At 60.3% G+C, this 12835-nt stretch carries 16 protein-coding genes; 3 read left to right on the plus strand and 13 right to left on the minus strand.

All coding sequences use genetic code 11. The features are described from left to right. Positions 1 to 48: 48 nt before the first annotated feature. The 6 genes from JCM7686_RS08325 to JCM7686_RS08345 form a co-directional block, all read right to left on the minus strand. On the minus strand, positions 49 to 1371 hold the full coding sequence (locus JCM7686_RS08325; protein ID WP_020950415.1) for a type II toxin-antitoxin system HipA family toxin: 1323 nt from the start codon (positions 1369 to 1371) through the stop codon (positions 49 to 51). Next, positions 1371 to 1637: a helix-turn-helix domain-containing protein gene (locus tag JCM7686_RS08330; protein ID WP_041527225.1), complete on the minus strand. Its 267-nt coding sequence runs from the start codon at positions 1635 to 1637 to the stop codon at positions 1371 to 1373. Before JCM7686_RS08330 ends, JCM7686_RS08325 begins: the two co-directional genes overlap by 1 nt. A 140-nt stretch (positions 1638 to 1777) precedes the next feature. Continuing rightward, entirely contained in the window at positions 1778 to 1990 is a 213-nt protein-coding gene (locus JCM7686_RS08335; RefSeq protein WP_148292592.1) for a hypothetical protein, read from the minus strand. After that, complete coding sequence (locus tag JCM7686_RS24340) at positions 1977 to 2324, minus strand: hypothetical protein (RefSeq protein ID WP_148292593.1); 348 nt, start codon at positions 2322 to 2324, stop codon at positions 1977 to 1979. The genes JCM7686_RS08335 and JCM7686_RS24340 overlap by 14 nt, the downstream gene beginning before the upstream one ends. Before the next feature lie 110 nt (positions 2325 to 2434). Beyond that, entirely contained in the window at positions 2435 to 2704 is a 270-nt protein-coding gene (tnpB, locus tag JCM7686_RS08340) for an IS66 family insertion sequence element accessory protein TnpB (protein WP_084621049.1), read from the minus strand. A gap of 84 nt (positions 2705 to 2788) precedes the next feature. Beyond that, positions 2789 to 3769: a GlxA family transcriptional regulator gene (locus JCM7686_RS08345; RefSeq protein WP_041527226.1), complete on the minus strand. Its 981-nt coding sequence runs from the start codon at positions 3767 to 3769 to the stop codon at positions 2789 to 2791. 96 nt (positions 3770 to 3865) lie between these two features. On the opposite strand from JCM7686_RS08345, the gene JCM7686_RS08350 reads away from it, so the two are divergent. Both JCM7686_RS08350 and JCM7686_RS08355 read left to right on the plus strand, forming a co-directional pair. Beyond that, positions 3866 to 4603 carry an SDR family NAD(P)-dependent oxidoreductase gene (locus JCM7686_RS08350; protein ID WP_020950420.1) on the plus strand — a complete coding sequence of 246 codons (738 nt, stop codon included), beginning with the start codon at positions 3866 to 3868 and terminating at the stop codon, positions 4601 to 4603. A gap of 70 nt (positions 4604 to 4673) precedes the next feature. Continuing rightward, complete coding sequence (locus JCM7686_RS08355) at positions 4674 to 5468, plus strand: SDR family NAD(P)-dependent oxidoreductase (RefSeq protein ID WP_020950421.1); 795 nt, start codon at positions 4674 to 4676, stop codon at positions 5466 to 5468. A gap of 206 nt (positions 5469 to 5674) precedes the next feature. On the opposite strand, the gene JCM7686_RS08360 is transcribed toward JCM7686_RS08355, so the two are convergent. From JCM7686_RS08360 to JCM7686_RS08380, 5 genes are all read right to left on the minus strand, one after another. Then, a complete protein-coding gene (locus JCM7686_RS08360; protein ID WP_020950422.1) occupies positions 5675 to 6232 on the minus strand; it encodes an alpha/beta hydrolase in 558 nt (185 codons plus the stop codon). Between the two features lie 336 nt (positions 6233 to 6568). Then, positions 6569 to 7336 (minus strand): class D beta-lactamase, encoded by a 768-nt coding sequence (blaOXA, locus tag JCM7686_RS08365; protein ID WP_020950423.1) that lies wholly within the window; start codon positions 7334 to 7336, stop codon positions 6569 to 6571. Between the two features lie 344 nt (positions 7337 to 7680). Continuing rightward, positions 7681 to 8184: an SRPBCC family protein gene (locus tag JCM7686_RS08370; protein WP_020950424.1), complete on the minus strand. Its 504-nt coding sequence runs from the start codon at positions 8182 to 8184 to the stop codon at positions 7681 to 7683. Position 8185: 1 nt separating this feature from the next. Continuing rightward, positions 8186 to 8524 carry an ArsR/SmtB family transcription factor gene (locus tag JCM7686_RS08375; RefSeq protein WP_041527227.1) on the minus strand — a complete coding sequence of 113 codons (339 nt, stop codon included), beginning with the start codon at positions 8522 to 8524 and terminating at the stop codon, positions 8186 to 8188. A 363-nt stretch (positions 8525 to 8887) separates the two neighbouring features. Further along, positions 8888 to 9778 carry a LysR substrate-binding domain-containing protein gene (locus JCM7686_RS08380; RefSeq protein WP_020950426.1) on the minus strand — a complete coding sequence of 297 codons (891 nt, stop codon included), beginning with the start codon at positions 9776 to 9778 and terminating at the stop codon, positions 8888 to 8890. A gap of 98 nt (positions 9779 to 9876) precedes the next feature. On the opposite strand from JCM7686_RS08380, the gene JCM7686_RS08385 reads away from it, so the two are divergent. Further along, complete coding sequence (locus JCM7686_RS08385) at positions 9877 to 10197, plus strand: nuclear transport factor 2 family protein (protein WP_020950427.1); 321 nt, start codon at positions 9877 to 9879, stop codon at positions 10195 to 10197. Between the two features lie 641 nt (positions 10198 to 10838). Here JCM7686_RS08385 and JCM7686_RS24350 read toward each other — a convergent pair. Both JCM7686_RS24350 and JCM7686_RS08395 read right to left on the minus strand, forming a co-directional pair. Then, the gene (locus JCM7686_RS24350; RefSeq protein WP_158442346.1) at positions 10839 to 12047 is read right to left on the minus strand and encodes a glycosyl transferase family 90; all 1209 of its coding nucleotides are present in this window, start codon (positions 12045 to 12047) and stop codon (positions 10839 to 10841) included. 270 nt (positions 12048 to 12317) lie between these two features. Then, entirely contained in the window at positions 12318 to 12722 is a 405-nt protein-coding gene (locus JCM7686_RS08395) for a sulfotransferase (RefSeq protein ID WP_041527229.1), read from the minus strand. Positions 12723 to 12835: the final 113 nt, after the last annotated feature.

Raw genomic sequence — 12835 nt, forward strand, 5'->3', positions numbered from 1 at the left:
CGGTTGGAGGCGCCCTATGCAGAACCACCCTTTGTAACTCCGCCCGCGTCATGACTGCGATGCGGCAGCATAGTCCTCGATATGCTTCAGTTTATGGGTCGCAAATCCGATAATATCCTCGACGATCCGCTCGGGGAAGTCTTCGGGCAGATCGGCGCTGGCCCGCGACAATGCCCCCTGCCCCAATTCGGCAATCTCGGTAAAGACCGCCCGGCGAACCTCCTCAGGAACCTTCGCTCGAATGGCCGTCTGATCGAAATGCTTCGGCATAAGCTGATCAATGCGATAATGGTTTCTGTCACCGACGGACATCGCCAGCTGCAATTCCCGGTTTCTCAAGTGATCGCGGCGAATTGCAGGCGCCGCGCTCAGGATGTCGTAGTGCGGCGTCAGGCGGAAACCGTCCGGCTCGAGAAAGATCGAGAAGTTCTTGGCGTGACCATCCGTGGCTCCGATCATCCAGAAGATCACCTGCGCCTTCAGAAAGGTCTTGATGTCACCGAAGCGGTTCTTCGATCCCGAGAGAAGTTCTAGGTAGCTAAGGATGCCCGGGCCACCTTCGCTTTGATATTTCGCGGCCGAGAAAAGCCCCATTGCCTGCAGGAAATCCTCTTGCGGCAAGCGGATAAGCCGTCCGTCGGCGGTCTCCCGGCGGTCGAAGCGGGTCAGGATGAGGGCCTTTTCGTCCTCAAACCGCGCGATCTCGGCCTGATTGACCGGCAATCCCCGTTCACGGGCCAAGCGTAGACAGAAGAACTCATTCTCGACGCTATCCGTCAGGTCGATCTGACCGGCCAGCAGGCCCATCGGGCGCTTGAAAATATGGGTCGTCGGCGTCAGGCCACGCGGACGATACCAATGCGCACCTTGTTTGAGATAAGCGGTCTTCTCCTGTGCCCCGGCAAGCGAAATTCGGAACGGTTGCCCTGGTGCAATTCCCAGCGGCTCGCTGTCGAGACGACGCAGGGTATCGGCAATCTCGGCGTCGCTCTGCACCTCAGCATCGATGGAGAACGGGGCCTGTGGATCCAAGCCTTCGGGTACAAACTGCAGGGCGCCCACGCAATCATGACCGATTGCGGCCAGAAGGTCGAAAGGCCGCGCCGAGCGTGCCCCCGCCTTTTCGGCGATGGTGCTTCTGAGCGTTGCGCTATCCGGCAGAAGGTTCTCGAAAACCGCAGAAATCGCCTCACCGGATCTGCTTCCCCTGAGAAGCGGCAGTTGGCGGCTGATGGGGAAAGCATGCTCCCAGTCGAGCCATTCTTGGGCATATTCAAAGCTCGTCCCGCCATCCGCCGCCATGCGATAGAGCCCGACACGCCGACCGTTCAGCAAGACGTCGAGTGCCCGACGCAACGGACGACGCCCCATCAGAAGATATCCTCAATCGACGCCGCGACCTGAGATGACGAGCCCGTCTCGTCCCGCTCGCGAATGCCCAGCTCGATATCCAGCGCGGCGCAGAGCGCGAGGATTGAGTTGAGCCCGGGCACATTTGTTGCCGTTTCGATGCGCGAAATCTGCTTCGTCTCAAGCCCTGCGCGCTGCGCAAGCTCGGCCTGTGTCAGGCCAGCGAGTTGGCGACACCGCCGAATGAGGTCGCCGAAGTCTTTCGAACTGCGTATCGGCTGGTACATCTCACCGCTTCTCCCTGACAACGTCGAGGAGCAATTTACCATCGAGCGCACTAGTTTTCGATATACCCTATAGAGCACCTTTTGCGCTTATACTACTGGGCGCACCCACTGGTCGAGCGTCACCCAAGACAATCTGTGCATCAAAGCCAGTCGGCGAAAGCTGACGAAACTCTCATGACAGGTCGAGACTTGCGCAGGATCAGCATGACCCGATCCTTGCGCCCGGTTCCACGCTTGGAGATCTCAGCGGGCGGATGGCCCTTCCTGAAAAAGCTCAGCATCTCGCTGAACGACAGACCTTGAGAAAGGGCCAGCGTCTCGCCGGAAAATTCGCCCTCATCAAGGGCCAGCAACACTCAAACGATTGGCAGGACGGGCAAGGGAAGCGGTTACGCCGATCTTGAACTGGGCCTGTTCCGTTACCTTGGCAAGATCACCAATGACACCTTGATCGTGACTACGGTCCATTCCAGCATGGCAGTCGAGGATGTCCGAGCGAACGCAGCTGCCTTCTGGCGGCCGTGATGCCAACGTAAAACCACAGATGCCTATTGCAACTAGATCAATCACCGAACGTCGAGCTCGCTGGCCGAGGCCGCGCGGTTGGAGCTCGTACCTCTCCTCCGGCTCGGTTCTCGGTTCGAGGCAATCAAAAACGTGCGCTTCGAGAAACGGAGTTCTGGGCATGGTGAGATGCCTTTCGGACAATGCTTGATCATTAACCTCCCGGCAGGAGGCCCCCGAAGCGAGCGGCGTTTCAGGGTTCAGATCAAGACTGGCTTTAGTGCTTGCTGGACCTAGACCGGGGTCCAGTCGAGGCCTTCGTACAGAGCTTCATGCTGGACCTTGCTGAGAGCGACCGGCTCCATCTGACGTTCCAGCCATTTGATTTGGCCGCCGTTCAGGCACTTCGCCAGCATCACAGTTCCGGAGCCACCCGACACGAGTATTTTCAGCCGGTCCGCCCTTCGCGATCGAAACAGATAGATCGCGCCGCAAGAGAGATCGCGCCCGAAGCTGTGGGTGACCCAGGCCGCCAAACCATCAAGACCCTTCCGGAAATCGATGGGTTAGGCTTCCACCTGTGGCGGCGCGCGTGTTAACACCTCGCCAACTGAAATATCAATCCCGCGACGCAAAGCCCCGCTTTCTCAGGCCGTCAGACCGCCCATCACTCTGCTCTCCGACGGGACCCCATCATTGCGCGCGTTGCGACGCAGAACCTGCGGCGGTTGCCCGAAGGCGCGCAGGAAGGCGCGGCGCATGTGGTCTCGGTCGCTGAAACCGGTCTGGCGTGCGACGACGTCAATCGCGTGGCGGCTTTGCTCCATCAACGTGCGCGCGGCCTCGACGCGCAGGTTCTCGATGGCCTTGGCGGGCGACTGGCCTGTCTCTGCGTGGAAGGCGCGGCTGAACTGGCGGGGGCTGAGATGAGCGGCTTCGGCAAGCTGGGGGACCGTGAGCGGCTTGTGCAGATTGTCCCGAGCGAAGATCAAGGCCTTCTGGATTCGGTCGGATTTGGGCGAAAGCTCCAGAAGCGTCGAGAATTGGGACTGACCACCGGCGCGACGGTGATACATCACCAGCTTGCGGGCGACGGCCTTCGCGGCCTCGTCCCCGAGATCGCTTTCGACGAGCGCGAGCGCCAGATCGATGCCCGCCGTCATGCCCGCCGAGGTCCAGATCTGGCCGTCATTGATGAAGATACGATCCTCATCCAGTTTTATCTTGGGGAAGCGGCGCTGCATGTCGCGCGCGCAAAGCCAGTGCGTCGTCGCGCGGCGCCCGTCCAGCAAACCTGCCTCGGCAAGAATGAAGGCGCCCGTGCAGATTGCGGCAATCCGACGGTAACGCTCCGGCGCCTGCCGAACGAAGGCCAGCATGTCCGGCGAGGGCTCCACCGGCCCCGCACCGTTTCCGCCGATGATGAGCGTGTCTCCGACGCTGTTGTCGAAGGGCTCGCTGCTCAGCGAGAGCCCCGACGAGGTCCGCACGGGGCCACCGGTCTCGGAGATGAACCGCAAGTCATAAACCGGCGCGGCGGCGAGCCCATTGGCGGTCTCGAACACCGAGGCAACCGCGAGGGCGATGACCGAGTAACCCGGGTAGAGGGCGAACGTGATCTGTCTCATCCTGCGACCTGTCGTGAATGACCGAAACTGACGTTTATATGTCATTTGAGACATCGCCCTTCAAGCCTATATAGGCAGCAGAAAGGAAGGTGGCGGATGCAACAGGATGATCATCACAGCGTCCTCGTCGTCGGCGTTGGCGCGGCGCAGGGACTTGGTGCCGCGATTGCCAGGCGCTTCGCGGAAGGTGGCTTTTCCGTCGTCATTGCCGGTCGGAGCGAAGCCAAGCTCGTCAGCACCGTCGCGGCGCTGAAAACGCTCAGCCCGAATGTCTCCTATGTTCTGGGGGATGCTTCAGTGGCAGCCGATGCCAAGCGCTTTGTCCAGGCGGCACAGGCCATCGCGCCATTGGCGCTCGCAGTGCACAACGCAGGGCCAAACAATCCGGCGCCGTTCCTCGAGACCACGGCCGCGAGCTTTGAGGAGCATTGGCAGGCGCATACGCTGGCCGCCTTCCACCTCGCGCAAGCCGCTCTTCCGGCGATGCTGGAGCGCAAGAGGGGTAGCCTCTTTTTCACCGGAGCCAGCGCCTCCTTGCGGGGAAAGGCGAGGTTCTCGCCCTTCGCAGCCGCCAAGGCCGGGACGCGGATGCTCGCGCAAAGCCTTGCCCGCGAATTCGGGCCGCAGGGGATCCATGTTGCGAATGTCATTCTCGACGGGGTGATTGATGGCGACCGGGCGCTGAGCCTTTACCCGCAGCTCGCGGAAAAGCGTGCCGCAGCGGGGCTTCTGACCATCGATGCGATCGCGGACGCCTATTGGTTCCTGCACCACCAGCAGCGCACGGCCTGGACGCTCGAGCTCGACCTGCGCCCCTGGTCGGAAGAATTCTGACCGCCCATTCCAACGACAATCGCCGCGCGCCCCATCGTGACACGCGGCTCTCAACCACAAGGAAAACAACATGAACTCAACCTCCAAGGGCACGGCCCTCATCACTGGCGCCTCGGCGGGCATCGGTGCGATCTATGCCGATCGGCTGGCCAAACGCGGCTATGACCTGATCCTCGTGGCCCGCAGCGGCCAGCGTCTCGACGATCTTGCGGCCCGCTTGAGCGCCGAGACAGGCCGCTCGGTCAAGACCGTCGTCGCCGATCTCGCCAACACGGACGACCTGCGCCGCGTCGAAACGCTTCTGCGCGAGGATGCCACGATTACCCTGCTGGTGAACAACGCCGGGGTGGGTTCGGTCGCCTCCATCCTCGCCGCCGATGTTGATGAGATGGAGCAGATGATCGCGCTCAATATCACGGCCCTGACGCGGCTGACCTATGCCATCGTTCCGGCTTTCGTCGAGAAGAAGGCGGGCACCGTCATCAATATCTCGTCGATCGTCGGCATTGCCGCCGAGCTTCTGAACGGTGTCTACAGCGCGTCCAAAGCCTATGTTCTGGCTTTCGGCCACAAGCTGCAGGCGGAGTTGGCAGGTACCGGGGTGCGCGTTCAGACCGTGCTTCCCGCCGCGACCAGCACCGAGTTCTGGGATATCGCGGGCCATGCAGCGCAGAAAGCAAACCCGAGCACGATGAGCGCCGATGATCTGGTCGATGCCGCGCTTGTGGGGCTCGATCAGGGCGAGCTGGTGTCCATCCCGACGCTTCAGGACGGCGCGGCCTGGGAGAGCTGGGAAGCTGCGCGCCGTGCTCTGACCCCGAACTTCGCCAACGCCAAGCCCGCGCCGCGTTACAAACTGGCGTAAGCGTCGGAGGGGCGAACCGCGCCCGATATCCGAGGTCGCTTCCGGTTGAGGCCTTGCTGGATGTGAGGGTGATCTCGGACGGCAGGACCGCCCTCACCATCGGCATACGCGGGTTTGACGCGCGCAGAGACGCTGGTCTGGCGAGGCTGGCCCGCGCGCGTTCCATCGGCGATCCCGCCCCGTCTGGCGGGGTCGCCTCCCCCGTATCACTCCGGAAAAAGGCCGCTCATGTAGGGATCCACATGCGGCCTCCAAAGCGCGGGTTTGAACATCAGCGCGTGACCGGCCGGAGCCGAGACGAAATGCCCCTGACCGCCCGCCGCGCGGAATCGCTCGAAGTTTGCCCGGCAATGACCGATCCGATAATATTGGTCATGGCTTCCATGCAGCCAAAGCGTGGGAATGCCTGCGGTCGCGCCAAGCGCGAAGAGGCTGGGGTTCACGGTTTCATGGCTCGGGCAGGCACGACCGAGCCAGCCGCCGTTGAAGTTAATCGCGCCTCGAAAGAGGCCCGGCCTCATGCCCGCATAGGCGATCGCGAGGATGCCGCCCCGGGAAACGCCGCCGATGACGAGCCGCGTCTCATCGACATCCTCGAGATTTCGCAGGTTGCGAATAACGTCGTCCAGATCCTCCACCGCGCGCTCGAAACCGGCCAATGCAATCTCTGCATCGCAGGAATAGCCGGAGCCATCTGACGCCAGCCCTTCACCATAGACCCCGCCCGACTTCCCTCGGCCGCGTCGTTGCGGGAAGATCGTCATCCAGCCCCGATCTTCGAAATGGCTCGAAATGACGGCTGGGCTGATCGTCCGCTTGTAGACCGCCTTGTTTATCCCGCTCCCCGTCGAGCCGTAGTTGAAAATCAGCGTCGGAAATGGCCCCCCCGGGGTTTGGCGACGACAAGCTCCAAGCTCACCCCAGCCTCGCGGGAGGGCACGAAGATTTTTTCAAGCCTGATATTGCCTGTCACTCATCACTCCATGCTCCTCGTCCGCGCTCGAGCCTCTCACGCGTTGAGGCTGAACCGCGACGGACAAGTCAGGGTTCCGAGCGTCGACCTGTCCGCAACTCTGTCGCCCACCCTGTCGCGGCGGCGGTCAGTGAGCGCCGACAAGCTCGGGCCATTCCTTTAGGAACGCCTCTTCGGTCAGGACGCCGGGGGATGCCGCATTGCGCTTGCTTGCCTGGGTCAAACGCACAAAGACCAGCAGCCTGTCACCCTCCTCACGCTCGGCCCAGCCCACATACCAGCCCCATCCATGGGCATAATCGAAGCTGCGATCGGCCCGGCGCGGATAGGCACCCCCGGTCTTTCCGTGAAGGCGCCATGGCCCCGATTTGTGCACCACAGCGAGCGCGCGGGCCTGTGCCATGGCCTGCTGCTGGACTGGCAAGCCATTCCGAACCAGCGACCGCAGGAACGCGGCCTGTTCCCGAGGCGAAATCTGCAGGGACGAGGAAATCCAAGCTCTGTCCAGTCCGTTATCCAAGCCGGAATCGCCAGAGAAATCTGCATTTCCATAGCTGAACGCGCGCGCATAGCGCGTTAAGGCAGCACCCCCGAGGAGGTGGGTGATGCGTTGGGAATACCAAAGCACCGAATAGCGCATCCAGTCCGTTGGGTCGGTGTCACGCGTCCAGTTTGCGCCACCCCAATCCGGATCGCCGGCGCGGAAGGCCATCATGGGATCATGCGCGCTCTTTAATATTCCCGCATCATATCCCATCACCGCCAGCGGAATCTTGAAGGTCGACGCGGGCGTGATCCGCGAGGTGCAGTCGCCATCTTCCAGCAAGATCTCGGCGGATTTGGCATCCATCAACAGCGTGCAAATCGTCTCGGACCGAACCGGGGCCGCCGCCATCGTCAAACCTGCCAAGGCCAGAGCCGCAATCCAGACGCGCAAGATAGACCTCCCAACTTCTGGCCCGTCTTTAGCTCGGATCAACGCGCTGCGCAAACCGGGGACAGGCAGCTCTGGGCTCTGCGTCGAGCTCTTGGCCTGAGTTTGGCAACGGCGAGATTGCGGCTAGTTAACAAGGGATTTCAGTCCAGCGGCCTTTGTCTCTTGGGATCGATCTTCGGCAAAGGCCGCTGTCGTCTTTCCGCCCCTGCCCGCGCGCTATCTTACGGCGCTCAGAGCGCGAGGCAGCGGCGACCCGGACCCTGAAGCATGTGCCGTCACGACTGCCGTGGCGCCCGCCAGAACTAGTCGCCCAGCCAATTTCCGAGGCTCTCCAGCGTCTGCATCCCATATTCGACCGCGCCAAAACCGATAACCGCCTGCCGCCGCTTGGCGCTGGGGTGCAGCTGACGCAGGGTCAGAACCGTTTTGCCGTCGGCCTGCTCGTCGAAGGTCACGGTCATGCGGAACCGGTCGGGATCCTTGGGATCGGGCGTCCCATAATCCACGACGATCCTCTCATTGGGCACGATTTCGAGGAAGCGCATCAGGTTTGCAAAGCGCTGTTCCTTGCCCTCGAAGACGCCCACCATATCGAAACGCCAGATCCCGCCCTCGCGGATATCCGCCTCATGGCTCTCGATCCTGAGGCCGGTTGGACCATACCACTGGGCCAGCGCCTCGGCACTCATCCAGGCGGCGAAGACCTTCTGGCGGGAATGGTCAAGGACTTTAGCCAGCACGATTTCCCGATCCAGCGACCAGGTTTCCAGCGGGTTTTCCGACGGGTTTTCAAACAGGGTTGTCATGTCATCCCTCATCGTTTTGCGTGGTGTCCAAATACAGTTCCAGTCGATCAAGCCGTTCGGACCAGCGCTGCCGCTCTGCCGCCATCCAGTCCGCTGCCTCGTCAAACCGCGCCCTCTCCAGCCAACACCACCGGGTTCGGCCGCGCTTTTCGCTCGCGATCAGGCCCGAAGCTTCCAGCACTTTGAGATGCTGGGCGAAGGAGGGCAGCGCCATATTGAAGGGCTCGGCCAGCATCGTGACGGACGCCTCCCCCTCTGCGAGCCGCGAGATCACGGCGCGCCTCGTGGGATCACTGAGCGCATGAAAGGCTGAATCGAGGGGAGTAGAATAGTAAGCCATACACCTAACTAACAGACGGGGCGCCGCGTGTCAATAAAACTTAGGTGATTGACTTAATATCGTGAACTGATCCGAGGCCAGGCCCTTGGTTGGGCGGAGCGCGCAAGGAGGCGCCCCGATGCCCCCGCGATCGGGCAGATTTTGTGCCGACCCGGACATATGGAGGTGAGCCGACGTGCAACGACCGAGGCCACTCACGTCGAGGCAACCGCTCTGCCCCTGTCCACACCCTGCGAAGGGAGCAATCGCTCGTCGTGATGGCTCATTTGCCGCTCTCGACGAAACCGCCTCTCACGAGGAACTGCCCGGTCACCGATCGCTGAGTTCACGAATGCCTCATCAGCGCGGCCCCCCGAGGTGACGCTATGTCCTTGCTCGCTCCCGCGCCATAGCAAGGAACGCCGTGAACCCCGCTGAAGGATTGCGCCGACCGGAATAGTAGAGGCTGAACCCCGGTCGATCTGGCGTCCAGTCCATGAGCAGGCGGATCAGGCATCCTGCGGCAATGTCTTCGGCGACATCGGCCTCGATGAAATAGCCGATCCCGGCGCCCTCAAGAACCGCGACACGGGCAATGGCGGCCTCGTCGGCGGTCAGGCGGCCCGCGGCATCAAAGGGCTGCGACATGCCGTCTTTCTCGAAGGGCCAGCGCAGCAGAGCGCCGTTCGGCAGGCGCACACGGATGCATTGCTCGGGGTCAAGATCGGCGGGAGAGAGAGGCAAGGCGTGCTGATCGAGCCAATCCGGCGCGACCACCACAGCGTGGCGTTCCGGCGGCCCGAGCGGCAGCGCAATCATGTCGCGCGGAACCAGATCGGCGGGGCGAATGCCCAGATCGAAGCCCTCGGCCACAATATCGACCAACCGCCCTTCCGTCACCAGATCGACCTGCATTTCGGGATAACGCCGCAGGAACTCCAGCACCAGCGGGGCCACGGCCCGACCGCCCTGAACCGAAGCATTGATCCGCAACATGCCGAAGGGCGTCTCACGCTGCGATCGAGCCGTGTCGATCGCAGCGCGGATTTCGGCCAGCGCGGGGGCCACGCGGGTGACAAAGTCGCGCCCGGCCTCGGTCAGCGCCACGCTGCGGGTGGTGCGATTGTAAAGCCGGACGCCAAGGCCAGTCTCCAACCGCCCGATGCTATGCGAGAGCGCCGTGGTCGACATATCCAAATCGAGCGCCGCCGCGCGAAACGAGCCGCGTCGCGCGATCGCCTGAACCGCCTCTAGCCCCTTTAGCCCGATCTCCATCGCTATCCCGATTTTGTCATCACTACATGCCAAACTATCCCGATTATCGGGCGCATCGTCGAGGTCTATATCGCCCTTAGACCAGACAGGAGCAGACCATGACCCTCCCCGAGCCGATCCAGACCTATTTCACCGCCCAAGCCCCACAGGACCGCACAGCTTTCGCGGCGGCTTTCGCCCCGGACGCGATTGTCCATGACGAAGGCGGCAACCATCAGGGCCCTGCCGAGATCGAGGCCTGGTGGATGGCCGCCAAGGCGAAATATCGCCATACCGCCGAGCCGCTGGAGATGACCGAGATCGAGAGTAAAACCGTTGTCCGCGCGCGCGTTACTGGCGATTTCCCCGGCAGCCCCGCGATATTGTCCTTCACCTTCGGTCTCGCGGACGGCCTGATCCACGATCTGAGGGTCGGCTGACGGGCGCGTTTCTCAGGTTGCAGGGCAAGTCACCGGTGGCGCGCAGGGTGCAGCTGCGGCCACTATTGCGCTTTCCTGAGAGCGGGGCGCGCAAGTGCTGACCACCGCGCGGAGCCGCCTCGGTCATCGGTCCGAAAGCCTGTTGTTGCGGCTGAGCTAACGATGTTGGAGGGGCGAGAAACAGTGGCCGATGCAGTGCGCAACCGGCTGGGAGGAGTGGATATCTCCCCTTTCACTACAGTGAACGGCTGGCAATAGCCGGGATTGCGTGCTCGGTCAGAAGGCTTGCGACAGCTATGACAACGCCATGGCCGAACCGATCAGCGGTCTGTTTTAAGACAGAGGTTATTCACAGACGCAGAGCGTGGCAGAACGTAGAAGCCCTCGAACAAGCCATACCCGAATGGGTTGCCTGGGTTAACAACCTCCGCCTGCTCAAGTCAATCTGGCACATCCCGCGGCCGAGGCCAAGCTTTACGCCGATATGGAAAATCAACCTATGGCCGCGTAGCTAACGTTAATCAGCCTCGGATAAACTCGGCGTGGTTCAGAAAGACCAATTCGTCCGATCTGCGAAACGCAGAAAAGGCGTTGCGCCGATGAGCCATGCTCAACGAGGCATTTGCCACCCAAGTTCGGCGTCACTCGTCCTGAGGTTGCTCCAACCGCAGGGAAGACCGCAAAGCGCGTGCAAAGCCATCGTATCCATGCCGAACCGCCTCTGGGAGTATCAAAGCAGCTTGCATGGCCAATTCGTTACCATCTTTGTAAGCAACGGCGAGCTCATCGGTGTCCCTCTGGACTTGACCCGTCGCCTCAAGGTAACGTCTTGATACCTTTTTCAAATAAATTTCCCGCACAAGCCTATCTTTCAGGACACAGCAAGATGCTCTGGCGCGGCGGGAGATTTCCTCCACCTTCCACTCATTTTGGCGCGCCCAATTCAGCTTTTCAACGACATCATGGGCACCGGACACGAGCGGAATATAATGGACCCACGGCTTGAAGAGGTATGAATAGAACAATTCCCACCCATCCTCCTCTTTCATTACCGCTGAATTGGTATTTGCCATCTCCAGAAAATTTGACCCGGTATCGTTTCCCCTAAGCGATGCAATATACTTATAGCGGGTAAAAAACCCGTGCGCTCTTGCAGGGCTTGCAAAGTTCGAAAGGCCAATTTGGTTAAGGAACTTCTTGACTTTATCTGTTGGCACAAGGTTGATGTTGAAATCAGGGTGGTCGAGATACCTTTCGACGAGGCGAAAGCGGGTGTTCTTCCGAAGGAGTGCTAAGGCTTCGCTGGCATTTAAGTCACCAACTTCATGGCGCTCGATTACTTTGCGAGTCGGATCTTCAAAAACATCATGCTCGACATCACTACAGTGACCGGACAAGGCACCACGCCAGACGATCTGATCTGCTTTATTCTGAAATGAAACATTATCGCTGTAATTGAGCCCCGGATAATGCTCCGCGCCTATTGAATGATATTCCGGCAGGGGCCACAGAAAAACATTCTCAGCTCCTTTCCTCCGGCAATACGAAATTATCGGCCCGCCAATAGGTTTCCCTCCGGTTGCCCCTACACGCCGGCCGTCCTCCATATCGACGAGAAATTTACCAGTTTTGGCATAGAGCGAAAGTTCGTTGGCAACACCCGCTGTTCGATGGATCTTGTGCTCTGGACCTCCGACAACAAACGAGCCATCGCCCCTCCGTCGCACTGGCCGTAATTGACGGGCTCGGTTTCTGACTGTGCCCAGATCAAGGTCTACTTCAGTTAGCATCCCCGAACATGCCGCGAACCCACAGCCATTCACAGAAATATGAGCCGGGATAGAGTTCATAGCCATTTCGTCAGCGTGACTGGATGCTTCCGATGGATCGTAAGACCCGTCTTCGTAATGCAGGAGCGGCTCAATCCGCTCAAGTCTTGATTGCCGCTTCGCCCGAGTGGCCTCGTCAGGCAGGGTTGGGCAGATAGGAAGATCGAACCATTTCGCGAAGATCTTCTGATAATCTTCGGCAGAAGTTTCGTCGATGTTGATCTTTACAAACTCTTCTCGATCACTGAAGTAGTTTTCACAAGCAGCAATGTGCTCGTGCCAGTCCTTTTCCTAAACCTCAGCAAGCTCTCCGAGCGATGATCCAAGGTGAGCGGCATGCCATACGGGATATGATCTTCCCTGATGTGCGTATCTGCTGACGATCCAATCTTCGATATTCCTTGTATTCAGCACGAATATTGAGTTGGGGAAGGATTCGTCTAGATACTTGTACTCCTTGAACCCCTCGAGCATCGGCATTGTCATGCGATGCACACTTTCCATATCGGTAAATATAGTAGCCCATTTCCACCGCTGCAACGGCTCTCGTCCTACAGCCTTTGAATAGGCGATGTCCTCTGCCAGCGCCCCACCCGCCCAATGAGCTCCCCTGAATCCATTCAATTCGAAGAGTTCGGTGAGAAATTTCGTTCCGCACTTGTTAAAACCAATCTGGAAAACGCGTCTGTCAGGCATCACGTCGGCTCACCAGCTCCCTTGGGCAGTGAACATATTACAGACTCGGCATTAACCTTTGTCTACTGATTCTAGTCAAAATAGACATAACTGCTCCACGATGACCTGCGCCC

Source organism: Paracoccus aminophilus JCM 7686 (assembly GCF_000444995.1).
GTDB classification, from domain to species: domain Bacteria; phylum Pseudomonadota; class Alphaproteobacteria; order Rhodobacterales; family Rhodobacteraceae; genus Paracoccus; species Paracoccus aminophilus.